22 protein-coding genes are annotated in these 24,262 nt (G+C 61.4%); 13 read left to right on the top strand and 9 right to left on the bottom strand.

The genetic code is table 11. The features are described from left to right. The first annotated feature begins 4 nt into the window (after positions 1-4). From IV89_RS02770 to IV89_RS02745, 6 genes are all read left to right on the top strand, one after another. Entirely contained in the window at positions 5-934 is a 930-nt protein-coding gene (locus IV89_RS02770) for an AEC family transporter (RefSeq protein WP_037942638.1), read from the top strand. Positions 935-1,035: 101 nt separating this feature from the next. After that, complete coding sequence (fghA, locus tag IV89_RS02765; RefSeq protein ID WP_037942636.1) at positions 1,036-1,869, top strand: S-formylglutathione hydrolase; 834 nt, start codon at positions 1,036-1,038, stop codon at positions 1,867-1,869. Positions 1,870-1,878: 9 nt separating this feature from the next. Continuing rightward, the gene (locus tag IV89_RS02760) at positions 1,879-2,328 is read left to right on the top strand and encodes a YaiI/YqxD family protein (protein WP_005850449.1); all 450 of its coding nucleotides are present in this window, start codon (positions 1,879-1,881) and stop codon (positions 2,326-2,328) included. 49 nt (positions 2,329-2,377) lie between these two features. After that, a complete protein-coding gene (locus tag IV89_RS02755) occupies positions 2,378-2,998 on the top strand; it encodes an HAD family phosphatase (protein WP_005850450.1) in 621 nt (206 codons plus the stop codon). Next, positions 2,995-3,915, top strand: coding sequence for an ornithine cyclodeaminase (locus IV89_RS02750; protein WP_037942633.1), 921 nt, complete (start codon positions 2,995-2,997; stop codon positions 3,913-3,915). The genes IV89_RS02755 and IV89_RS02750 overlap by 4 nt, the downstream gene beginning before the upstream one ends. Further along, positions 3,912-4,847: an alpha/beta hydrolase gene (locus tag IV89_RS02745; protein ID WP_037942883.1), complete on the top strand. Its 936-nt coding sequence runs from the start codon at positions 3,912-3,914 to the stop codon at positions 4,845-4,847. Before IV89_RS02750 ends, IV89_RS02745 begins: the two co-directional genes overlap by 4 nt. Here the strand turns inward: IV89_RS02745 and IV89_RS02740 are convergent. After that, positions 4,844-6,085: an MFS transporter gene (locus IV89_RS02740; protein ID WP_037942631.1), complete on the bottom strand. Its 1,242-nt coding sequence runs from the start codon at positions 6,083-6,085 to the stop codon at positions 4,844-4,846. The two genes, IV89_RS02745 and IV89_RS02740, sit on opposite strands and share 4 nt — an antisense overlap. A gap of 124 nt (positions 6,086-6,209) precedes the next feature. Here IV89_RS02740 and zapE point away from each other — a divergent pair, with 124 nt between their 5' ends. Continuing rightward, a complete protein-coding gene (gene zapE / locus IV89_RS02735) occupies positions 6,210-7,268 on the top strand; it encodes a cell division protein ZapE (protein ID WP_037942629.1) in 1,059 nt (352 codons plus the stop codon). Here zapE and IV89_RS02730 read toward each other — a convergent pair. The 5 genes from IV89_RS02730 to IV89_RS02710 form a co-directional block, all read right to left on the bottom strand. Then, a complete protein-coding gene (locus IV89_RS02730; protein ID WP_037942626.1) occupies positions 7,265-7,906 on the bottom strand; it encodes a hypothetical protein in 642 nt (213 codons plus the stop codon). The two genes, zapE and IV89_RS02730, sit on opposite strands and share 4 nt — an antisense overlap. Before the next feature lie 97 nt (positions 7,907-8,003). After that, positions 8,004-9,278, bottom strand: coding sequence for a folylpolyglutamate synthase/dihydrofolate synthase family protein (locus tag IV89_RS02725; RefSeq protein WP_037942624.1), 1,275 nt, complete (start codon positions 9,276-9,278; stop codon positions 8,004-8,006). Further along, positions 9,275-10,240 carry an acetyl-CoA carboxylase, carboxyltransferase subunit beta gene (gene accD / locus IV89_RS02720; protein ID WP_005850460.1) on the bottom strand — a complete coding sequence of 322 codons (966 nt, stop codon included), beginning with the start codon at positions 10,238-10,240 and terminating at the stop codon, positions 9,275-9,277. The genes IV89_RS02725 and accD overlap by 4 nt, the downstream gene beginning before the upstream one ends. A gap of 58 nt (positions 10,241-10,298) precedes the next feature. Further along, positions 10,299-11,189 (bottom strand): type II CAAX endopeptidase family protein, encoded by an 891-nt coding sequence (locus IV89_RS02715; RefSeq protein ID WP_037942623.1) that lies wholly within the window; start codon positions 11,187-11,189, stop codon positions 10,299-10,301. Then, complete coding sequence (locus IV89_RS02710) at positions 11,186-14,287, bottom strand: ABC transporter transmembrane domain-containing protein (protein WP_037942622.1); 3,102 nt, start codon at positions 14,285-14,287, stop codon at positions 11,186-11,188. Before IV89_RS02710 ends, IV89_RS02715 begins: the two co-directional genes overlap by 4 nt. A 152-nt stretch (positions 14,288-14,439) precedes the next feature. Between IV89_RS02710 and ilvD the strand changes: the two genes are divergently transcribed. The 6 genes from ilvD to IV89_RS02680 all read left to right on the top strand — a co-directional run bounded on the left by ilvD (position 14,440) and on the right by IV89_RS02680 (position 20,107). Continuing rightward, positions 14,440-16,206, top strand: a complete 1,767-nt coding sequence (ilvD, locus tag IV89_RS02705; protein WP_005850463.1) for a dihydroxy-acid dehydratase — start codon at positions 14,440-14,442, stop codon at positions 16,204-16,206. Then, the gene (locus IV89_RS02700) at positions 16,187-16,783 is read left to right on the top strand and encodes a hypothetical protein (protein ID WP_051843878.1); all 597 of its coding nucleotides are present in this window, start codon (positions 16,187-16,189) and stop codon (positions 16,781-16,783) included. The genes ilvD and IV89_RS02700 overlap by 20 nt, the downstream gene beginning before the upstream one ends. 93 nt (positions 16,784-16,876) lie before the next feature. Next, positions 16,877-17,650 carry a DUF6478 family protein gene (locus IV89_RS02695; RefSeq protein WP_037942621.1) on the top strand — a complete coding sequence of 258 codons (774 nt, stop codon included), beginning with the start codon at positions 16,877-16,879 and terminating at the stop codon, positions 17,648-17,650. A gap of 9 nt (positions 17,651-17,659) precedes the next feature. Further along, positions 17,660-18,031: a hypothetical protein gene (locus IV89_RS02690; RefSeq protein ID WP_037942620.1), complete on the top strand. Its 372-nt coding sequence runs from the start codon at positions 17,660-17,662 to the stop codon at positions 18,029-18,031. 73 nt (positions 18,032-18,104) lie between these two features. Further along, on the top strand, positions 18,105-18,767 hold the full coding sequence (locus IV89_RS02685; protein WP_005850470.1) for a TrkA family potassium uptake protein: 663 nt from the start codon (positions 18,105-18,107) through the stop codon (positions 18,765-18,767). Between the two features lie 77 nt (positions 18,768-18,844). Continuing rightward, positions 18,845-20,107, top strand: coding sequence for a TrkH family potassium uptake protein (locus tag IV89_RS02680; protein ID WP_180829220.1), 1,263 nt, complete (start codon positions 18,845-18,847; stop codon positions 20,105-20,107). A gap of 81 nt (positions 20,108-20,188) precedes the next feature. Here IV89_RS02680 and IV89_RS02675 read toward each other — a convergent pair whose 3' ends face one another. From IV89_RS02675 to gpmI, 3 genes are read right to left on the bottom strand one after another with little or no spacing between them, the layout of a single operon-like run. After that, positions 20,189-21,526, bottom strand: a complete 1,338-nt coding sequence (locus IV89_RS02675) for a S41 family peptidase (protein ID WP_037942619.1) — start codon at positions 21,524-21,526, stop codon at positions 20,189-20,191. A 3-nt stretch (positions 21,527-21,529) separates the two neighbouring features. Next, positions 21,530-22,660, bottom strand: coding sequence for a peptidoglycan DD-metalloendopeptidase family protein (locus IV89_RS02670; RefSeq protein ID WP_005850474.1), 1,131 nt, complete (start codon positions 22,658-22,660; stop codon positions 21,530-21,532). After that, positions 22,657-24,174, bottom strand: a complete 1,518-nt coding sequence (gene gpmI, locus IV89_RS02665; protein ID WP_037942616.1) for a 2,3-bisphosphoglycerate-independent phosphoglycerate mutase — start codon at positions 24,172-24,174, stop codon at positions 22,657-22,659. Before gpmI ends, IV89_RS02670 begins: the two co-directional genes overlap by 4 nt. Between the last annotated feature and the right edge of the window lie 88 nt (positions 24,175-24,262).

The following is a 24,262-nucleotide window of genomic DNA, read 5'->3' as shown; positions in this document are numbered from 1 at the left end:
TCACATGCTGGCGATCTTTCTCAAGACACTTCCCTTTTTCGCGCTGATCGGCTTGGGCTATTGGGCCGGGCGCACGCGGTTCTTCACCGCAGAGGCCACGGCCTATCTGACCAAATTCGTCTTCTACTTCGCCCTCTCTGCCATGCTGTTCCGCTTTTCCGCCAACCTGTCCTTGGCCGAGGTCTGGGACAGCCGCCTTGTCGCGGCCTATCTATGGGGCACGGGCTTTGTCTATGGCATCGCAACGCTGACAGGCTTTCTGCGCCGCCTCGATGTCCCCGCCACCGCGATGGAGGCCCAATGTGCCGTGATCGGCAATACCGGCTTCCTCGGCGTGCCCATGCTGACCCTGCTGCTCGGGGCAGAGGCTATCGGCCCGGTTGTACTGGCCCTGGCGGTGGATCTGATCGTGTTTTCCAGCCTCATCGTGATCCTGATCACCGGGGCGCGCGATGGTCAGCTGAGCCTGCGCGCCCTGCGCACGATTTCCGTGGGGCTGGTGAAAAACCCGATGATCGTCGCCATGACCCTTGGCTTTATCTGGTCCGGCCTTCAGATCCCGATCCCTGATCCGATGAACGAATTTCTGGCCATCCTCGGCGGGGCCGCGACCCCCGGCGCGCTTTTTGCCATCGGGGCATCGCTGGCAACGAAATCGGCGGAAAAGCTGCATGTCGCGGGCTGGCTGTCGTTTTGCAAACTCGTGCTCCATCCGGCCTTTGTGGGTTTTGCCGCGCTGTGGTTGTTCAACGTCGATCCGTATAAGGCGGGCGTGATCATCGCCACCGCCGCGCTGCCGGTCGCGGGCAACGTCTATATGCTGGCCCAACACTATAACGTCGGGCCGCAACGGGTGTCTGCCGCAATCCTTGTCTCGACACTGCTCAGCATCCTCAGCGTTAGCCTCGTCATCGCGTGGGTCACCGCGCTTTAGCCTTCACCCTTTTGCAAATACTCAGCCAGCGCAGCGTCCTGCCCTTGCCGCGCAGACCGAGGGCCGATAGCCATAGACCAACCAGACACAGGAGACGCCCGATGAAAACGATTTCCGAAAACGCCAGCTTCAAAGGCACCCAAGGCGTCTATTCCCACCGTTCCACCGCCTGCAACTGCGATATGACCTTTGCGCTGTTCCTGCCCGAAGAGGCGCAGCAGGGCCCGGTGCCCTTGATGTGGTTCCTGTCGGGGCTGACCTGCACCCATGAAAACGCGATGACCAAAGCGGGGGCGCAGGCATGGGCCGCGGAACACGGGATCGCGGTGGTCTTTCCCGACACCTCCCCCCGCGGTGAGGATGTGGCCGACGACGACGCCTATGATCTGGGCAAGGGCGCGGGCTTCTATGTGAACGCCACCCAAGACCCATGGGCACCGCACTTCCAGATGTGGGACTATATCGTCGACGAGCTGCCGGCGCTGCTGGGTGAAAACTTCGCGCTGGACATGGACCGGCAGGCGATCTGCGGCCACTCCATGGGCGGGCACGGGGCGCTGACGCTGGCGATGAACCTGCCGGGGCGCTTTACCTCGGTCTCGGCTTTCGCGCCGATTGCGCATCCAACCAGCAGTGACTGGGGCCGCAAACAACTGGCAGCCTATCTGGGCAGTGACGAGACGACCTGGGCCAAACATGACGCGACGCTTTTGATGGCGGAGCGCGGCTTTGACGGGCCAATCCTCATTGATCAGGGCACCGATGACCAATTCCTTGACCTGCTGAAACCCGAAGCATTGGCCGAGGCGATGGCGAAAGCCCGCCAGAACGCCACATTGCGGATGCAGCCGGGCTATGATCACAGCTATTTCTTCATCTCGACCTTCATGGAAGACCACATCGCCTTCCACGCCGATGCGCTTTATGCGCGATAGGGCCAGGCGATGACGGTGCTTTATATCGACGCGGACGCCTGCCCCGTGAAGGCAGAGGCGGAACGCGTTGCCACCCGCCACAAGGTGCGGATGTTTGTGGTGTCCAACGGCGGGCTGCGCCCCTCGCAGAACCCGCTGGTCGAAACCGTGATTGTCCCCGACGGCCCCGACATCGCCGACATCTGGATCGCCGAACGCTGCGGCCCCGGTGACGTCGTGGTGACCGGCGACATTCCCCTTGCCGCGCGCTGCGTCGAAGCCGGCGCGCGGGTGCTGAAACACAATGGCGAAGCGCTGACCGCAGCCAATATCGGCAATGTGCTGGCGACGCGTGATTTGATGGCCGACCTGCGCGCCGCGGACCCGTTTCGCCAGGGCGGCGGCAAAGGGTTTACAAAGGCCGACCGCTCCCGTTTTCTGGACGCGCTAGAACGCGAGCTTCGCGCGGCACAACGATAGGGCAAGGGCGGCGCAGGTGCCCCCGCCGACCCGGCAATAGGAAGAGCACATGAAACCAGCGGCAGTCGTCTTTGACATCGGGAATGTGCTGATCGAATGGCAGCCCGAACGGTTCTATGACTCCGTAATCGGAGAGGACCGCCGCCGCGCCATGTTCGCCGAGGTGGACCTGCACGGCATGAACGATCTTGTCGATAGCGGCCAGCATTTCACCGACACGATCTATGCCGCCGCCGAGGCCAACCCCGCCTGGCGCGATGAGATCCGCATGTGGCATGATCGCTGGATCGAAATGGCCGCCCCCGTGATCCCCCGCTCTCTCAGGCTGAAAGAGGCGCTGCAGGCCAAGGGCGTGCCGGTGTTTTCACTGACCAATTTCGGCATCCAATCCTATGATCATGCGGCAGAACACTACCCTTTCCTGCGCGCCTTTGATCGCGATTTCATCTCGGGTCATATGGGAATGATCAAACCCGACCCCGCGATCTATGCAGCGCTCGAGGAAGGATCGGGCCTGTCCGGCGACGCGCTTTTGTTCACCGACGACCGTATCGACAATATCAACGCCGCCAACGCCCGCGGCTGGCAGACCCATCATTTCACCGGGCCGGACGGTTGGGCTGACAGGCTCGTCGCTGCGGGGCTGTTGACGGAAGCAGAGGCCGCATGACCCAGTTCGACATCATCCCCTTTGACGCCGGCGACGCCCTGCTGGACTGGATCGGCCTGACCGACGCACTGGCCCAGGGGCACAACCTGCCGCGCGCCGAAATCGCAGATACGTTTTTGTATCGGGGCAAGGACACCTTGCTGAACCGCGCCGCATGGATCGACGGGCTGGGTTTGGCGGTGAAATCCGCCACCATCTTTCCCGACAACCCCGCCAAAGGGGCGCCGATGGTGAACGGCGGCGTGTCGCTTTACGCAGATGATCACGGCGCGCTCGAGGCTTTGGTAGATTTTCACCTCGTGACCAAATGGAAAACCGCCGGTGACAGCCTGCTCGCCGCGCGCAGGCTTGCCCGTCCTGACAGCCGCAAAATCCTGATCGTCGGCGCGGGCACCCAAGGGCGCGGACTGCACGCTGCCTACCGGGCGGCGTTTCCCGATGCCGCATTCACGGTGTGGAACCGATCCGCCCCCAATGCTCAGGCGATGGCACGTGATATCGACGGGCTGCGCGTTGCCGATGATCTTGAGACCGCGGTGCGCGACGCGGACATCATCACCAGCGCCACCATGTCGACCGAACCGCTGATCAAGGGCGCGTGGCTGCAACCCGGCCAGCACCTTGACCTGATCGGTGCCTACCGCCCCGACATGCGCGAGGTGGATGATACGGCGCTGACCCGTGCCCGGGTCTTTGTCGACAGCCTCGACACCACGGTTGAACATATCGGAGAGCTGAAGATCCCGATCGCCCAAGGTGTGCTGAGCGCAAGTGACATCGTCGCGGATTACTATGATCTCGGTGCGTTCACCCGCCAGTCAGAGGATGACATCACCCTGTTCAAAAACGGCGGCGGCGCACATCTCGACCTGATGACCAGCCGCTATATCCTTGACCGGTGGCGCGCTCACAGATGATCTGGTTTCTTCTCATTGCGGCTCTGGTCATCGCAATCCCGCTTGTGATCGAACGCAACCGTGCCGAAATGGAGGACGCGGACCGCGGCAGCGCCCTTGGCCAATTCGCAGAGCTGCCCGACGGCGTGACCCATTACGCCTGGACCGGCCCCACCCAAGGCCCTGTTGTCGTTTGCATCCACGGGTTGACCACCCCCAGCATTGTCTGGCGCGCGGTCGCCCGCGGGTTGGCGTCGATGGGGTACCGGACTCTAACCTATGACCTTTACGGGCGCGGCTATTCCGACCGTCCGTCTGCCCCGCAAGATCGCCAGTTCTTTATCAAACAGCTGCAAGACCTGCTGGAAGATCAGGATGTCACCGGCAGCTTTACCCTGCTGGGGTATTCCATGGGCGGCTCTATCGCGACGTGCTTTGCCGCCGCTTTCCCCGAACGTGTCGAACGGCTGATCCTGCTGGCTCCCGCAGGGATGGGGCTGGTGCCGAACAAGCTGGTCGACTTTATGGCCAAAACCCCGCTGGTCGGCGATTGGCTGATGCTGGCGCTGTTCCCGCCGACCTTCCGGCGCGGCATCAGGGCCGAACGTGACATCCCCGTACAGGTCCGCCACATCCACGACCATCAGGCCGAACAGCTGGACTATAAGCACTATGTTCCCGCGGTGCTGGCCAGCCGTCGCGGTATTCTGGCGGATGTGCTGCGGGATGAACACCGCGCGATCCGGACGCATGATATCCCTGTGCTGGCGCTTTGGGGGCAGGATGATCAGGTGATCCCCGCGTCAGCCATCGGCAGCCTTGCCGAATGGAACCGCGCCGCCGAACACGAGGTGATCAAAGGCGCGGGCCACGGCCTGCCCTATACCCATGCGCCCCAGATCATTGCAGCGATCAAGGCACATATCGACACGGCGGATAAAGCGACGGATTAACTCGTCACCAGCCCGGGCAACCGCTTCTCGCGGATGGGCAAATGGATCAGCGCGCTAAACGCGCCCACGGCCACACCGATCCACCACACGGCGGTGTAATCGCCGTAAGCGTCATACATCCGCCCGCCCAGCCAGACCCCCATAAAGCTGCCCAACTGATGGCTGAAAAACACGATCCCATAAAGCGTGCCCATATAGCGCAGCCCATAAATATGCGCGACCAGCCCGCTGGTCAGCGGCACCGTCGCCAACCACAATGCCCCCATCCCGATGGAGAACAGGATGACCGACACCGGCGTGATCGGCAGTAGGATAAACAACGCCGCAATCACGGTACGTCCGGTATAAATCGCAGCCAGCAGGTACTTTTTGGAATAGCGTTTGCCCGCCCACCCCGCCAGCAATGTTCCGGCGATATTGGCCAGACCGATCAGGGAAATCGCCACCGCACCCAGGGCAGAGGTTGTTGTGATCCCGATGTTATGCAGCACGCCGCCCGCCAGGATCGGACCGCAAAGTTCGGTCACGAAGGCAGGAAAATGCGCGGTGATAAAGGCCAGCTGATAGCCGCAGGAAAAGAAGCCGATAAAGATGAAGGTAAATGTCGGGTCGCGCAGCGCCTTGCCCAGGATTTGCGACAGGCTTTCCTCCAGTTCGGCCTTGCTGGCCATCGCGGGGGCGCGCATCAACGGCAGCGTCAACAACATCGCCATGATCGCGCCCGCAAAGACAAGGAAGGTCGCCTGCCAGCTGAGGAACCCCAGCAACCATTCCGCCACTGGCGCACCAAAGACCTGTCCCGCGCTGCCCGCCGCCGTGGCAATGGCCAGCGACATCGACCGGTTCTCGGCCGTTGAGGCGCGGCCAACCACGGCCAAAATCACGCCAAAGCCCGTTCCCGCGATCCCGAAACCCACCAACCACGCATAGGTTTGGTGTTCAATCGGTGACACCGAATTGGCCGACAGCACCAGCCCCACGGCATAGACCACGGACCCAATGATAATGGCGCGGCGGTCTCCGATCTTCTCGGCCATCGCGCCAAAGATCGGTTGGCCGATGCCCCAGGCGAGGTTCTGGATCGCGATCGCCAGCGAGAATTCGGAGCGGAGCCAGCCGAACTCTTCCGCGATGGGGATCTGAAAGACGCCAAAAGAGGCACGCACGGCAAAGCTCACCATGATGATCAGACACCCGACGATCAGCACCGGTGTGAAGATTGACGTAGTTTTTTCCATGATGACCCCCGAAGCACGTGCCGCTACCGTAGCTTTGAAACCGGGGCCGTCAATTTCAAAACTGCGCGCATATCGGCCTGCGGGGGTTCTTCCCAAAGCCTGTGGCACATTGTAAGCCAAAGGTATGACTGATTTACGCACCATTTACGATAACCGCGTTGCCGACGGCAGCCTGACGCCGGACCCCGCGCAAGAGGCCGTGCTGCCGGAGCTTGACCGCATTCGCAGCGCCTTGATGGCCCCGCAGAAAAAGGGCTTTTTCAAGCGCGCGCCCGAGCCACCGCAGGGTCTGTATCTTTGGGGTGGTGTGGGTCGCGGCAAGTCGATGCTGATGGATATGTTCGCGGCAAATATGGGCGATGTGCCAACGCGGCGGGTGCATTTCCACGCGTTCATGCAGGAAATTCACAGCGCGATGCATGAGGCGCGGAAAACAGGCGTCGACGATGCGATTGCGCCAGTCGCGGCCGAAGTCGCGAATAGCGTGAAGCTGCTGGCCTTTGACGAGATGCAGATTACTGACATCACCGACGCCATGATCGTTGGCCGGCTGTTTGAAGCGCTTTTTGCAGCTGGTGTGGTTGTGGTTACAACGTCGAACCGGATACCGGATGATCTGTATAAAGACGGTCTGAACCGCCAGATATTCCTGCCCTTCATCGAATTGATCAAAGAGAAGATGAAGGTGATGGAGCTTGCCAGCCCGCGCGACTACCGACAGGACCGATTGGCGGGTACGAAATCCTATTTCACCCCCGTCAACCCAGAGAGCCGTGCCGCGATGAATGCCGTCTGGGATGATCTGGCTGGCGGCCCGGGGGAGGAGCTGATCCTGCGGGTGAAGGGGCGCGATGTCGTCGTGCCGGAGTTTCGCAACGGTGTCGCCCGCGCCAAGTTCCACGCGCTTTGTGGTCGGCCCCTAGGGGCGGCAGATTATTTGACATTGGCAGAGGCCGTGCGCGTGCTGATGCTGGACGATATCCCCAGTCTTGGCCGGTCAAACTTCAATGAAGCCAAACGCTTTGTGACCCTGATCGACGCGTTATACGAGGCTAAGGTGAGGCTGATCTGCTCGGCCGCGGCCGAACCCGAAATGCTATATCTTGAGGGGGAAGGCACCTTCGAGTTCGAGCGTACGGCATCGCGTTTGCGCGAAATGCAGGGGGAAGGCTGGGGCGCTTAATTGCGCCGCCGCCCCGGGGCGTACCCATCCCGCTGCAGATCGACTGCGGCCAGATAGAGTGGCGCAGCCTGATTGTGGTAAAAGGCGACGGATTGGCGGATCTGCTGCCCGTCGCGAGCATGAGCTTGATCGCCGTCAGTCTGGCGGGCGGCCAAAGCCTTGCGTTCAGCGACAACAACCGCCGTCAGCAAACCTGCCGTATCCAGCGCACCAGAGGCTGTCGTAAGCGCCGGTGGTACTTTGAAATCGCCTTTGGCCGCCGCGCTGTTCAGCAAAGTATCAATATAGCTGTCCGACCGTTCCGTGCTAATCGCCCAGATCAGGTAGGATTCAAGCACTTGGCCGCGTTTGCTATCATCAAACGATTGGACGATCGCGCTGATTGCATCGCCCACGTCAAAGGAAGCGTCTTTGTGCATCTTGTTGAGCAGCGCCGCAGGCGACAGCGGCACAAAGGCTGGCCCACCGGAGGCCAGATACGCCACCTGTCCATTGGCATAGCCCTGCGCGGTGTCGTGGCCCCCGGAAGATCGCCAGTGATCGACGATAAAGGTCACACCGACAAAGATCGTGAGCAGACGGAGATGGCCGAACACCATCCTGCGCAGCGCAAGGAAATTCTGATACGTATTGGTCATTGCATTGGTCCCCCCAAAGGCAAAAATGTTACCCTCAGACCTTAGGACGCAAATTCCCTACAAATCGTAAATATAGCCAATTCTAATTGTTAAAAGGCTATCCGTTTTCCCGCAAAATTGCGCCTGCCAGATAGAGCGAACCGCAGATCAATACCCGCGCGTGGGGCACCTTCGCGACAATGGTTGCAAGCGCTTCGGCGACGCTAGATGTCTCTTGCGCGGTCAGGCCGACGTCGATCGCTGCGCGCGCGGTTTCGGTGGCCGGCAACGTCGCTGCTTCGCCCGGGATCGAGACGGCGAACAATTGTTCTGCATGGCGAGCCAGCGGGCGCAGATAGCCGCCGATATCCTTGGTATTCAACATGCCACAGATCAGGAATGTGGGGCGGGCGGGCATGTCTTCTAGCACCGCTGCGATGGCCTCGCCCGCAGCAGGGTTATGCCCGCCGTCCAGCCATAATTCGGCCTGCGGCGCACTGTCGATCAGCGGCCCGTGACGCAGACGTTGCATTCGGGCGGGCCATTCGGCGCGGGTCACAGCCGCCTCGCAGGCTTGTGCGGAGGCCCCCAATTGACGCAATGCCGCCAAAGCCGCACCGGCGTTGGAAATCTGGTGCGCGCCCAATAGGTTAGGCTTGGGCAGGTCCAGCAGCCCCGAGTCATCCTGATAGACCACGCGTCCGGCTTCGGGGGCCACATGCCACTGCTGACCATAGGCAAAAACCGGGGCGTGGTGGCGTGCTGCCTGCGTCTCTATCACCTCGAGCGCGGCATCTTGTTGCGGGCCGACGATGCAGGGCACGCGACGTTTGATGATGCCGGCTTTTTCACCCGCAATCTCCGGCAGGGTCGTGCCCAGAAACTGTTGGTGATCAATCGACACCGGCGTGATCACGGTCAATGCGGGCTGGTCGATCACATTGGTCGCGTCCAGACGCCCGCCAAGGCCGACCTCAAGCAGGGTATAATCCGCCGGAGTACGGGCAAAGGCCAGTAGCGCGGCGCAGGTTGTGATCTCGAAATAAGTGATGCTCTCGCCGTTGTTGGCGGCGTAACATTCATCCAGCATCTCGGTCAGCGCGGCTTCGGAAATCAGCTCTCCGGCAAGGCGGATGCGTTCGTGAAAGCGCGCCAGATGGGGCGAGGTATAGGCGTGGACGCGGTGGCCATCCGCCTCAAGCCCCGCACGGATCATCGCCTGTGTCGATCCTTTACCATTGGTGCCGGCAATATGGATCACAGGGGGCAGGTCGTTCTGGGGGTTGCCCAAAGCGTCCAGCAGCCGCGACATGCGATCCAGCGTCAGGTCGATAATCTTGGGATGCAGCGCCATCATGCGTGCAAGCACTGCATCCGATGTGTTCTGCGTCATTTCGCCTTGGGTTCCGCCGCTTCGGCTTTGGGGGCCGCATCGGGTTCTGGCGTCAGCGCATGGGCAATATCGCCGCCTTCGGTAGGCGCAGGCAGATCGCCGCGCACCGCGGGGGGCAGTTTCATCAGCATCCGCGTGATGTCGATCAACTCGTCCCGCATCTGGGTGCGCGGTGTCACGCGGTCCAGCATGCCGTGGTCCAGCAGATATTCGGCGCGCTGGAAGCCTTCGGGCAGTTTCTCGCGAATGGTCTGTTCAATCACACGCGGGCCGGCAAAGCAGATCAGCGCATTGGGTTCCGCAATCTGGACATCCCCCAGCATCGCATAGCTCGCCGTGACACCACCGGTCGTGGGGTGGGTCAGAACGACGATATAGGGCAGCCCCGCTTCTTTCAGCATCTGCACGGCGATGGTGGTGCGCGGCATTTGCATCAGGCTCAGGATGCCTTCTTGCATACGCGCGCCACCGGCAGCGGAGAAGAGCACCAGCGGGCATTTCAGCTTAACCGCTTTTTCAGCTGCGGCGATGATGGCGTTGCCGACATACATGCCCATGGACCCGGCCATAAACGAGAAGTCCTGACCTGCCGCGACGATCGGCGTGCGGCCGATTTCACCGGTGGCGACCAGCATCGCTTCGGCTTCGCCCGTTTGTTTCTGGGCGGCCTTCAGACGGTCGGGGTATTTCTTCTGATCGCGAAAGTGCAAAGGGTCCGGCGTCGGCGCGGGGACTTTGACCTCGGTAAAGATGCCGCCGTCGAACAGCGCCTTGAAGCGTTCACGCGGGGTAATCGCCATGTGGTGACCACAGCTGGTGCAGACGTTCAGGTTGTCCGACACCTCGCGGTGGAACAGCATGGTGCCGCATTCTTCGCATTTCGTCCACAGATTGTCCGGCGTCTCGCGACGCGAGAAGATGGAGTTAATCCGAGGACGGACGTAGTTGTTGATCCAGTTCATGGTGAACCTTTGCTTCCAGTTTCGCCTTCCAAATAAGCTGACGCGCAGTAAATTGCAATCAACGGCGGATCGCCAGCCGTGCGGCAAGCCAGCTGACCAGCATCAGCGCGAAATCGACGGGCAACCACGCGCGCAACGCGTCGACATCATTCATCCCGAAGGGGGTCAAATACAGCGCCAAACCCGATAGGTCATCGGGCAGAGAGGTAATGACGATCGCCGCGACATTATTGCAGAAATGCACTGCAATGGCTGGCCCCAGCGACCCTGCCCGCGCGGTCAGATCGGCCATCAACATCCCGAAGACACCGGCCCAAAGTGCTATGACCAGCGCATTTTCGCCGGCTTGGTCGGGAAGATAGTGCCCAAGCGCGAAAATCACGGCCGGCAGCACCATCCACACCAGCGGAGAGTTGAACCGTGCCGCCAATTGCTGCTGGACATAACCGCGAAAGACGATCTCTTCGGCGCTGACCTGTACCAGCACCCCGAGCAGCGAAAACGGCAGCAACATCAGCCATGTGCCAAGCGCGAGGTTGGGCACATAGGGCGCGCCAAGGTTCCAAGGCGGCAGCAAATAGGTCACCGCACCAAGCAGCACCAGCATCTTGAGCACGGCCCAGAACTGCGGCACCACCAGCCCCGACGGGCCGATCAGGCCACGCACGGGACGTTTGTGGATCACCCGTGTCACCACGGCCACGCCGACGATCATCAGCCCGAAGCTGCCAAGCAGCAGGAACATCGCCATCGGCGTCTTGCCTGACAGCAAGCTGTCATAAAACCCGTCCGCACTCGGCCCCATCAGGTTGAACAGGGTGGTGAACATCAGGTTGTTAAGCAGCAGGTAGATCGCGGTTGCCGCAAGAAACCCCAAGATCAGCCGCCACAGCGCCGCCGAGGGGATCGCAGGAGCGACAAAGGCTTTGTGGGCAGCGTATCGGGTCACGCGGGGTCATCTCCTACGGGCGGGGGCAAGGCTTCGTCTTCGCGCGGGATATCCACCCGTGCCGCACGAAGCAAGTCGGCGGCGTTGGTCAGATGGCTTGATACCGTGCGTAGAAGGCTCAGCAGGATCACACGGTCGTTTTCAACCACAGACTTGAATTGATCCGCGCCGATCCGAAGGAAACGGCTGTCTTCGACAGCGACAAAATCCATCTGCCGCGGCTCGTTCACGATGACCGCAAGGTCACCGATCAACCGCCCCTTTTCGACGGTCGAGACGTGATGCGCCAACCCTTCGGGGTCGCGCCAGCTCAGCTCTCCCTTGCCCGACAGACAGAGGTAGACCGCATCTGGCCGTTGGTCTTGAGCAAAGACCATCTCTCCCTGTGCGACGGTGTACCACTGCGCCGCAAAGGCCAGCAGGCGCTGGTTGCGCGGGTCGAGGTTGCCGAACAAGTCGTTGCGCGCGATGATCCGCAGCTTGCGTCGCAAATCGTCCGAGATGCTGTCGTCCTGACTGGGAGTATCAACTTGCGCCAGACCGTCAATGCGCCCGCCACGGATCTTGATGTACATGTCGAAATCGTCAGGATTGGCAAAGGAGCTATCCATGTAGATCTGGGTCGTTTCGGGCAGCAGTTCGCTGACCTTGTCGCGCAACCGTTGCAGGCTTTCTGCGTCATGCCCCGCAAGCGACTGGTTCAGGATCAGGATATCGGGTCGTTTCATCGCCGCGCGGCTGAATCCGGCGCGTTCCTGGAACATCATCGCGATATTTGACCCGCCGATGCTGACCGGCAGATCAAAGACGTTGAGCGCGACATCCTGTTGCAGCCCGTGTTTCTTGAACACGTCCGACACCACATCCAGAACCAGATCCGCCTGAAGCCCCGCCACGGCGGAAATCCGGCCATACAACACGTTTTCAAGTATCGTCAGACGCGGCAGATACTGGTCAGGTGTGATCGGCACGAACATATCCCGCGCCCGTTCGCGCATCTCGGCGCCCTGCTGCTTACGGATTTTCAGGATCTCATCCTTGAAGGTCGCAGGGAAAGCCGGGCCGATCTGTTCGGCCGTGAAGGCAAAGGGCACGGTAAGCAGCAACGAGAATTCATCCTCGCTCAGCGCTTCATCCCCTTTGGCGCGACGCCGTAGCGCGATATCGACCAGTTGTTCGTACAGTTCTTCCTCGATGCCGAGCGCGGTGAACAGCGGGTGGTCGGTGCCATCACGTCCAAAGGTCTGGTGCAACGTTTCTACCAGCGTCTGCGAAATCGCGATGCCCTGCTCGGCCAGACCCTGTTCGATGATCATCGCCAGAAAGCTGCGTTCAAGCGCCAGACCCGCCTGCGAGATGCTGCGGATGGGCGCGGCGAACATCAGGTTCCCCCCAAGCGGCAGCGCCGGGTTGAACCGATCTGGGTCAAAGCGGTGCACCACTTTGTCCAGTCCTTGCTCTTTCAGCCGCTCGTGCACCTCGTCGCGCAGGGCAACCACGCGGGCCGCAAGCTCGGGGTGTTTGTCCGGGTCCATCCGGTCGGCGGCCATGCGACGGAACATCATGTCCTGTGTGCCAACGGCGCTGGCCAGCTCATACCACCAGTCGTTGATGTCCTCGCGGGTGCTCAGATCGGCGAGCCCGGGGTCCAGCCAATCCGCCTTGGTGCTGTCCAGACTATTGCCTGACCTCTTTGTCTCGATCGCGGCGCGGTCGGTTTTCATGGGGTCCCAGAGGACGGTTTTCGGGCTCGACCGCAGGGGCATCAGCAGATTGTCCCCGACGGTGCCCTGAAACAGATAGGGGTGCGCATCGGAATAGCCGATCCGCGCCGCAAGCACGGCCTGATGCAGCTCTGCCAGATTATGCCCCGCCATCGTGATCCGCCCGCGGCTCGGCACGGCCTCGCGCACCAAAAGCTCTGCCAGAGCGTTGCGTTCGGATTGGTTGGGCATCTCAAGCGCAACGCGCGCGCCTTTGGGTATTTCGAGGTTCAGATCATCCAGGATCGTGTTCCCGTCCGGCGTGCGCAAAGACACATGTTCCAGCACAATAGGGCCGCGCAGATGCGGGACTTCATCGGGCTCGCCTTCGAACAGGCGCGCGTCGATCTCGCCCCGCGGGGCGAAACGTTCAATGACCACATCCCACCGCAGCGACATGTCCTGCGTCTGATTGTAATAGGTCAGCAGTTCCTTCCACGGGCTCGACAAATCCTTGTAGGCGGCCAAGGCCGCGACCAGCGCGCCCACCGTGATCTGCCCCTTGATCGCAAGATATCCCCCCACGGCATAGAAAAAGAACGGTGTCAGCTGGGTGATGAAGTTGTTGAGAAACTTCATGAAGAATTTCTTCTGGTAGATCTGGAAGCGGACCTCGAACAGTTGGCCCAACCGGTCGGTGAACAGCGCCAGACGGTAGCGCCAGCCGCCGTTGGTGCGCAGGTCGGTGATACCGGCGGCAGTCTCGCCGATTTCCGACGACAGGTGCCGCACTTCCTTGATCCGCTGTTTGTTCAGCAGGTTGATCTGCCGCTGCAGCATCGGGATGAGATACGCCTGCAACGGGATCAATGCGACGCCCGCCAACCCGAACCACGGGGATTGCAGGAAGAGGAACAGCAGGATGATCAGCATCTGCCCCGCCTGGAACACAGGCTGGGCGACCGCATCGCCCATCAACCCGCCCATCGGCTCTGCCTCCGAGGTGACCATCGACACCAGCTCGCCCTGACTGGTGTTTTCGAAATAGCTGCGCGGAAAACGCATCATCCGCGCGATCAACTGATAGCGGAAGCGACGCAGTAGCCGCTCCGCCAGCACCCCCTTCATCGTGTTCAAACGCATCTTCATCAGACCGTGGATCAGCACCGAGAAAAGATATGCAAAACACAGCACCATCAGGAACTGCACCTGACTGAACGACACCCCGAAAACGTCGATCACATCGGTCTCTGCCCCAATGGCATCGTTGATGATGCGCTTGGGCAGTTCGAGGGTGATGTAGAGGATCGGGAAGGTAATCAGCGTGAGGACAAGCAAAACCAGTTGGTCACGACGGGAGTATTTCCAAATAAAGGAAAAAATCGAATGCTCCATGCAGGGTCGCTTTCGCTAGGGGCGGCACAGAGCCAAGGATTATTTAACACCTAAGCCCACAGCCCGCGCTGTTCAACTGGTGGCTTGAGCCTTGCAGCGACAGGGCTGGGTGGCTATTCCGGTGTAAACGTCCACTCAGGGAGGCCTGCCACATGTCCACCAACACCCGCTTTGATAAATCCAGACTGCCAAGCCGGCACGTGACCGAGGGGCCAGAGCGCGCGCCGCACCGGTCCTATTACTACGCAATGGGCATGACCGAAGAAGAGATTCACCAGCCTCTGGTGGGTGTGGCAACCTGCTGGAACGAAGCGGCCCCCTGTAACATCGCGCTGAACCGTCAGGCCCAAGCGGTCAAGGTCGGCGTCAAGGCGCAGCAAGGCACGCCACGCGAATTCACCACCATCACCGTCACCGACGGGATCGCCATGGGCCACGAGGGCATGCGCTCTTCCCTAGCGTCGCGCGAAGCGATTGCCGACACGGTAGAACTGACAATGCGCGGTCACTGCTACGACGCGATTGTCGGCCTTGCGGGCTGTGACAAATCGCTGCCGGGCATGATGATGGCGATGCTGCGGCTGAACGTGCCGTCCGTGTTCCTCTACGGTGGGTCGATCCTGCCGGGCAAAGTCCCGGAAGGGGCCGATGTGCCTGCCGATTTCGCCAGCCGCGACCTGACTGTGCAAGACGTTTTCGAAGCCGTGGGCAACTACCAGAACGGCAGCATGTCGCAAGCCGCGCTTGAAGTTCTGGAACGCGTCGCTTGCCCGACAGCCGGTGCCTGCGGGGGCCAGTTCACCGCCAACACCATGGCCTGCGTGTCCGAGGCGATCGGTCTGGCGCTGCTGAACTCCTCTGGCATGCCTGCGCCCTATGAATCGCGCGACGCCTATGCGGCGGCCTCGGGTGAAGCCGTCATGAACCTGATCGAAAAGAACATCCGCGCGCGCGACATCTGCACCCGCGAAGCATTCGAGAACGCGGCGCGCATCGTGGCCTGCACCGGCGGGTCGACCAATGCCGGTCTGCACCTGCCCGCTATGGCCGCCGAGGCGGGTATCGACTTTAACCTCAGCGATGTATGCGACATCTTCCGCGACACGCCTTATTTCGTCGACATGAAACCCGGCGGGTCGCATGTGGCCAAAGACCTGTATGACGCGGGCGGCGTGCCAGTTGTGATGAAAGAACTGCGCAAGGCTGGCCTGCTGCATGATGACTGCCTGACCGCCTCGGGCCTGTCCATCGGTGAAGAGCTTGACAAGATCGAACGCGAGGCCGACGGCAAGGTGATCCACGCGATCGAAACACCGATCAGCAAGACCGGCGGCGTCGTTGGTCTGAAGGGCAACCTCGCGCCCGAAGGGGCCATCGTGAAAATCGCTGGCATGTCCGAAGAAGACATCGTCTTTACCGGTCCGGCGCTGATCTTTGAATGTGAACAAGACGCGTTCGAAGCCGTGCAAAACCGGGCCTACAGCGAAGGCGACGTGTTCGTGATCCGCAACGAAGGCCCCGCTGGTGGCCCCGGCATGCGCGAAATGCTGGCGACCACGGCGGCCCTGTCCGGTCAAGGCATGGGCAAAAAGGTAGCGCTGATCACCGACGGCCGTTTCTCCGGCGCGACACGGGGTTTCTGCGTTGGTCACGTCGGCCCCGAAGCCGCGCATGGCGGACCGATTGCCTTGCTCAAACAGGGCGACATGATCACGCTGAACGCGATCACCGGTTCGATCTCTGTCGATATCTCGGACGAGGAAATGGCAGAGCGCAAAGCGGCTTGGCCCGGTGCCCGCAAAACCAACTATCAAAGCGGTGCTCTGTGGAAATACGCGCAGCTTGTGGGCCCAACCTATCTTGGTGCGGTGACGCATCCCGGCGCGAAGGCGGAAACACATGACTACATGGACCTGTAAAGGTCCGCTTGCCGCCTTTGGCGTGATGCTTCTGACCGCCTGCGAGGGCGGTCAGGGGCTTGGCGCGTCCTCGGGTGCCGCCAAGCCGCCGCTGTCACGCGCGAAAATGGCCGGAGGGGTCGAACTGGTCGCCCCCGACGGTTTCTGCATCGACCAAACCAGCCTCGAGGCGCGCTTTGCCGTGATTGCACGCTGTGACGGATTAGGGGCCCCTGCTTCTGCGGGGGCAGCACCGCGCGGGTTGATCACGGTCAGCCTGACCCAGTCCAAACCCGGCTCCCTGCCAAGCGCCCAGCAGATCGCGGCTGAAACCTCGCTCCAGAATGTGAGCGATGTGGAGAAAGGCGACCAAAGCGTCACCTTCCGCGCGCAGGGGCGTATTCCTGTCGGTGGGCTTTCCCCCAACCAATGGCGCGGCGTCGCACGGATGGGCACGCAAACCGCCGGTATCGCTGTCTACGGCCCCGAACGCGGCGAGATCGTCAGCGCCTCTGGCCGAAGGGTTCTGACACAGTTGATCACCCGCAGCATCGACGCCAGTGCACCTGCAAAAACTACCGTCGCGCAACGCAACTAGCGCGCCGGCCCCTTGGCCCATTTCATTTGTGCCCCCACGCCACAGGCGGTAGGGTACGACCAACAACCCATTCGTAATCGGGGCAACAGGCACATGCGCAAACTCGGGAAAAAGCTGATCGACAGCGCCTTGATCGCGCGGTTTACCCGCCGCTGGTCCGCCAAAGCCGACCGTGCCCCCCAGACAGAACTGTCCGTGCTGCGCAAACAAGCGGGTCAAGCACGCGCCTTGCGTCGGCATCTGGACAAGCTGATCTACACCGCCGAAGACCGGCTTGCCCTGCCCCGTATCGGTTCTAACAAGTTCTCTCGGCCCCATAACACCGATTGGTCCTGGCGCCCGCAGCTGTGGCGCGCGCCCTTGACCAAATCGGGGCTGTCGTCGGTGCAATCCAAGGCGACCATGGGCGATGAGGTCACGATTTTCCACGACTGCACCCTGTCCGAACTCGGCATCCGGCAAATCCGCAACCTCGAAGAAAACCATCTGGCACCCTATGGGCTTCGGCTTGAGGTCTACCGTTTCGACGGGTCTTTCCTGTCGCTGGTGCTGGACCTGCAGGATGATTGCGTTGACGGGATGAAGCGCACGCATGTCCTGCGCGTGGACGCCGTAATCGAGATGGAGAAACCGATCGAGATTTTCGCCCGCCTGAACATCCGCCACGGGCCCAACACCGAACAGATGGTGCAGGAACTGCCGGTGAACAAATCCGAGGTCACGGCAGAATTCGACCTCGCCTATTCCAACCTGAACGAAAAACGCGTCGAGAAAGCCTGGATCGACCTGATTTTTGAAGGGCCCGAAATGAACCAGATCATGCTGCGTGACCTGACCTTTTCGCGCCGCCCCCGCGCCCAGTTGTAGGAGCCCCGCATGAGCAACCTGACCCTCACCAAAACCCAGATGCGCGACGGCACCTGGCAAGGGATCGTGACCGGCGCGGACGATACCAAACCCGATCTTGCGGTCACCCACGCCGATGCCGATGTCGCGGGGGTGCAGTTGGAACATGACGCGTCATCGGATCACTGGGTGCTCAGCATCCCTGTGCCCGCAGCCGCAATCGCCGATGGGCTGCATACATTGCTGGTGGTCGACCGCGCGTCTGGCTCGACATTGGCCAGCATCACCCTGATCGGGGACGAGGTCACCGGCCCCGATTTGCGCGCCGAGGTGGATTTGCTGCGCGCCGAGCTTGATATGCTGAAGCGTGCGTTCCGGCGGCACTGCGTCGAAACGACCTGACGGCGCTTGCTTGCTTGCCCCTGTGACGCGATGTATCCCTTGGCAAGACTGAGCCCTTCAGAGGACCCTCGTGATGGCAGTGAAAAGACGGACTATCGGCGTGATCGGCCTTGGCAATTTTGGCTCTACGGTCGCAACCGAGCTGCAGCGTTTTGGCAACTACGTGATCGGCGTGGACCTGAACGACCAGCGCGTCAGCAACCATGTCGAAAAGCTGAGCCAAGCCGTTATCGTGGACGCCCGGGATGATGCCGCCCTGCGCGAGGCCGGGTTGGGCGACTGTTCGATGGCGCTGGTCGCCATGGGCAGCGATCTTGAATCGAGCATCCTGTCGGCCATCAACCTGAAACTGCTGGGCGTCGAGACGATCTGGGCAAAGGCCAAGACAAAAACGCATCACCGCATCCTGTCGAAACTGGGTGTCGACCGCGTGATCCACCCCGAAGTCGAAGTCGGCCAGCATATCGCGCAGGTGATCCACAACCCCTTGGTGCGCGACTATGTCAGCCTCGGGAACGGATACCACGTGGTCAACTTCCGCATCCCAGAAGCGCTTGAGGGCAAATCGCTCGAGACGTTGTCATACGGCAAGAAGTTCGACCTGCGCTGTCTGGGCGTGATGCGGGGCACCGAATATATCGGGCGCGACGGGTTGGACTGCACGTTGCAACGGGACGATCTGTTGATCCTGCTCGGGCAGCGCACCGACCTGCGCAGCTTTGCGGCAAGCCTTTGAAGCTCTTTTCAAAGTCACAGAAAAGCGCGTGGCGGCTTCTGCCCCCGCCCGCCGTGCTTGTGTTGATCTATCTGACGATGGTGGTTCTGGGCGGATTGATCCTGTGGACTCCGCTGGCGAATACTGCGGGGATCAGCCTGTCGGACGCGCTGTTCACCTCTACCTCTGCTGTTACGGTGACGGGGCTGGCGGTGGTCGATACTGGCACCGCTTTTACCGGTTTCGGGCAGGCGGTCATCGCACTTCTGATCCAGATGGGCGGCTTGGGGTTGATGACCTTTGCCGTTCTGGTGCTGTCCGCGCTTGGTATCCCTTTGGGGATGCCGCAGCGGATTATCCTGCGCGAAGACCTGAACCAGCCGAGCATCTACAATCTGACCTCGCTGGTGATGGCGATCCTGAAGATCGCCATTCTGGCAGAGCTTATCGGCGCTGCCTTGATGGCCTTTGTCTTCGTGCCCGAATTCGGGCTGGCGCAGGGGCTTTGGCATTCGGTGTTCCTAAGCATTTCTGCATTCAACAATGCGGGGTTCGCGCTGTTCCCCGACAGCCTAAGTAACTGGGTCAGCGATCCGATTATCAACGTCGTGATCCCCGCCCTGTTCATCATCGGCGGCATCGGGTTCATCGTGCTGGCCGATATCTGGGAAAAACGCAGCTGGCGACGGCTCAGCCTGCACAGCAAGCTGATGCTCACCGGCACGGTGGTGCTGATCCTGCTGGCCTGGGCGCTGTTTGCAGCACTTGAATGGCGCAACCCCGCGACCTTGGGCCAGTTCGGCAGCCTTGGCAGCAAGCTTTGGGCCAGTTGGTTTCAGGCCGTCACCCCACGGACAGCGGGCTTTAATACGCTTGATTACGCCGAGGTCCACGAGAGTACTGCCTTGATGACCATGACGCTGATGCTGGTCGGCGGCGGCAGCACGTCGACGGCAGGCGGCATCAAGGTGACCACGCTCATCGTGCTGATCCTCGCCACCGTGGCCTTCTTCCGGCGCAGCACCAGCCTGCATGCTTTTGGTCGGTCGATGGGGCCGGATGAAGTGTTCAAGGTCATGGCGCTGACCACGATCAGCATCCTTCTGGTCCTGACGGGCATCTTCATCATGTCGATCAAACATGACGGAGAGTTCATCGACCTCGCGTTCGAGGCAACATCGGCCTTTGGCACCGTCGGCCTGTCGCGCGGTGCCACGGCAGAGCTTGATAGCACCGGCCGCGCGATGATCATGCTGATGATGTTTCTGGGCCGCGTCGGCCCGCTGACCATCGGGTTCTTTCTGGCGACGCAATCGGTGCCCCGCGTGCGCTACCCCGAAGGCAAGGTCTATCTGGGCTGAACACCCGCCCTTGGCCCAACAAAAAAGACCGGCCCGCCTATCTGCGGACCGGTCTTTGATGCGAACGCGTGATCGCCGCGCTTACTTCTTCGGGCCCAATGCGGACAGACCCTTGAGGATGTCGATGGCATAGGCCAGCTGGTAATCCTCTTCCCGCAAGGACGCAGCTTTTTCGGCCTTGGCGCGGTCTTCCATGATCTGGTCGACCTGATCGTCGGTCAGGCTGTCGTTGTTCAGGCTGCCGCGCAGGTCTGCTTCGGACCGCAGGGGACGTGCTGTTGCATCCTCTTCCTCGGTGTCTGCAGGCTGTGCCGGTGGCTGGGCGACGATGATGTCGGGGGACACGCCAAGTGCCTGAATAGAGCGGCCCGACGGCGTGTAGTACCGCGCTGTGGTCAGGCGCATCGCCCCTTCACCGCGCAGCGGCATGATCGTTTGCACCGACCCTTTGCCAAAGCTTTTGGTCCCGACGACAATCGCGCGACGGTGGTCTTGCAAGGCACCGGCAACGATCTCGGAAGCCGAGGCAGAGCCGCCGTTGATCAGCACCACAATCGGCTTGCCTTCGGCCAGATCGCCGGGGGTGGCGTTGGTGCGGTCGCCATCCGCGGCATCACGGCCACGGGTGCTGACGATCTCGCCTTCTTCAAGGAAAGCATCCGACACGGCGATAGCCTGATTCAGCAGACCACCGGGGTTGTTGCGCAGATCCACGACAAAGCCGCTGACATTCTCGATGCCGCCGGCGGCCTCGACCTGCTCTTCCAGACCCTCTTTCAGCTTGGGGTAGGTCTGTTCGTTAAAGGTGGTGACCCGCAGCACAACCGCGTCGCCTTCGGTACGGGCGCGCACCGCCGTCAGCTGGATGGTATCGCGCACCAGCGACACGTCGAAGGGTTCGGTCTCGCCTTCTCGCACCACGGTAATCTCGATCTCTGATCCCACCGGCCCGCGCATCAGCTCGACCGCGTCATCCAACGTCAGCCCCAGCAGGCTTTCGCCGTCCACATGGGTGATGAAATCGCCCGCTTCGATACCCGCTTCAGAGGCAGGCGTACCATCAATCGGGGAAACGACTTTGACGAACCCTTCTTCCTGCGTCACCTCGATGCCGAGACCGCCGAATTCACCACGGGTCTGGTCGCGCATCTTCAGCGCGTCTTTCGGCGACAGGTAGCTGGAGTGTGGATCAAGCGAGGTAAGCATGCCGTTGATCGCGGCCTCTACCAGCTCTTCGGTGTCGACCTCTTCGACGTATTGCGCACGGATGCGTTCAAAGATGTCGCCGAACAGGTCAAGCTGTTCATAAACGTTGCTGTTCTTTTCAGTTTCCTGTGCCAGCAAGGGGCCCGCAATCTGCGTCGTGGCAATTACCCCTGCCAGCGTACCGCCCACGGCAGCCATCACGAACTTCTTCATCGTTTATCCATCCTTATCAGTTCGGAACCAGTCTGACGGGTCCTGCGGAACATTGTTCTCTCTTACTTCTATATAGAGCGTTTCTGAACGCTCCACGCCAGCCCCATCACCATTTGGTGACAGCGCCTGTTGATTTACGCCGGCCGGACCGCCCATAAGGCCAATCGGCGTCTCTGCCCCGATCACCTGCCCTGCCTCGCCATAAACCACATCCAGCCCTGCCAATACAAACAACGCCCCGGCCCGAGGTTCAAGAATGACCACGTTTCCAAGGTCCAGCAGCGGGCCGGTGTAGCGGATTGTCGCCGCCGTGGGCGATGTCACGATGGCACGCGGGCGGGTCGCGAGGATAATCCCGGGGCGCGTGACCCCCGCCGCATCGGTTTCATTGGCACGGCGCAGGATCACGCCCTGCACCGGCAAGGTCAGGTCGCCCTTCTGCCCTTCGAAATCGGCGGGCGCATCCGCAATCGGGTCCGAGGTCATCTCGGACAGGCCGCTGGCGAACCCCGATAGCGTCTCGGAGGTCGAGATCAGGATCGCGGTGCGCACCGGGTCTTCGTTGAAGCGTTTGGGCAGATCAGTCCGGTTGGCCATCGCCTGATTAAGCTCTGTCCGGGCGCGCTGGATTTCCGTCAGCCCCTCTTGCAAGCGCTGTGCCGCATCGGTCTGAAGCGCCCGCAGGGTCTGCACGTCTTCAAGATCCTGCCGCAAGACATCGGCGCGGGTGTTCAGGGCCGGTGTCAGCTCTGCCAGCAACATACCCGCGCGTGCCGTGCCGACGGGCCCTTCAGGATGCAGGAACAAGGTGGGCGACGGGTTACCGCCGATGCTTTGCAACACGCCCAGCAACTGCGCGACCTCGCCATCGCGGGCCTGTAGCTTCTTGCTCAGCTGCGCCTCGTTGATGGCCGCCTGACGCAGCCCCTCGCGCATGGCCCCGAGGCCGGTTTCAAACGCCTGAATCGTCTGGGTCAGCGCCTGCACGCGGTCCCGCGCCCCATCTGCGGCGTCCAACTGGGCAGAGGCCGCTTCAAGGTCGGCCATCGCGCGACGCGCCTGCTCTGCCGCCTCGGTTTGCGCGAACACACCGACGGGCCAGAACATCAGGGCAAGGGCGCAAAGGCGGATCATTCGAGCAGCGACTTTCCCGTCATCTCGGCCGGTTGATCCAGCCCCATCAACTGCAACACTGTCGGTGCCAGATCGGCCAGACGACCGCTGCGCAGGCTGGCACCATCGGGCCCGCCGACAACCGCCACGGGCACGGGGTTGAGCGTATGCGCCGTATGCGCCCCGCCGGTTTCGGGATCAATCATCGTTTCGCAATTACCGTGGTCCGCGGTGACGATCATCGCGCCGCCGACCTCCTCAAGCGCCTCAAGCACGCGCCCAAGGCCGGTATCCACCGCCTCGCAGGCCGCGATGGCGGCATCAAGATCACCGGTATGCCCCACCATATCGGGGTTCGCGTAATTCACGACAATCAGATCGTAGCGGTCCTTGATCGCTTGCACGAAACGGTCGGTGACTTCCGCACAAGACATCTCTGGCTGCAAATCATAGGTCGCCACATTCGGCGACTTGGGCATATAGCGGTCCTCGCCCGTTGTGGGTGTTTCCTCGCCCCCGTTCAGAAAGAACGTCACATGCGGGTATTTCTCTGTCTCGGCCAAGCGGAACTGCCGCAGGCCGTGCTGTGCGACCCATGCGCCAAGCGTGTTCACGATCTCGGGCTTGGGGTACATGGTGGTCATGAACGCCCCATGCGCGTCGGAGTATTCCGCCATGCCCATCACCGCAGACCACGTAGGCCGCGCACCTGTGTCGAAGGCATCAAACTCCGGATCCGCAAGCGCCGACATGATTTCGCGCGCGCGGTCGGCGCGAAAATTCAGGCAGAAGATCCCATCGCCGTCCTGTACGCCAGTGTAGCCCTCCAGCACCGTGGGCGTGATAAATTCATCGTTTTCGTCCAGACCGTAGGCATCATTCACCGCATCGCGGGCGGTTGGGGCGGCACTGCCCTTGCCCTGCACGATCGCCTCATAGGCTTTGGCAACGCGGTCCCAGCGGTTGTCACGGTCCATCGCGTAATAGCGCCCCGAGACGGTCGCGATACGCGCCCCGTCGGGCAAGGCGGCGTGCAGCGTCTCGAAATAGCCCAAGGCCGAGCGCGGCGCGACATCGCGCCCGTCGGTCAGCGCATGGATCACCACCGGAATACCCTGCGCCCGCAGCGCACGTACCGCGGCAATCATATGCGTCAGGTGCCCATGCACCCCGCCATCAGAGACAAGCCCCATCACATGCGCCGTGCCGCCGGTCTGTTTCAGCGTCTCGGCAAAGTCCAGCAACGGTTGATGGGTGGCAAACGCGCCTTCCTCGATCGCAAGATCGATCTGTCCCAGATCCATCGCGACGACACGACCAGCCCCGATATTGGTATGCCCCACCTCGGAGTTGCCCATCTGCCCCTGTGGCAGTCCCACATCAGGCCCGAAGGTGGTCAGCGTCGCCGAAGGGCAGCTTTGCATGATCCGGTCGACATGCGGGGTCTTTGCCAGAAGGGGCGCATTGCCCTGAGGGTCATCGCGCAGGCCCCACCCATCCAGAATGCACAATACGACAGGTTTTGGGGTGTTCATCCTGAGACCGCTCCGCAGGTTTACAGTGGTTTTCCGTCTTTTAGCGGCTCTGTGGCCGATGGTGAACCTAATTCAACGTAGTTTACAA

Origin of the sequence: Sulfitobacter sp. CB2047 (genome assembly GCF_000735125.2) — a bacterium.
GTDB classification, from domain to species: Bacteria; Pseudomonadota; Alphaproteobacteria; order Rhodobacterales; family Rhodobacteraceae; genus Sulfitobacter; species Sulfitobacter pontiacus.
This window is presented reverse-complemented; position numbering and strand designations above follow the sequence as displayed.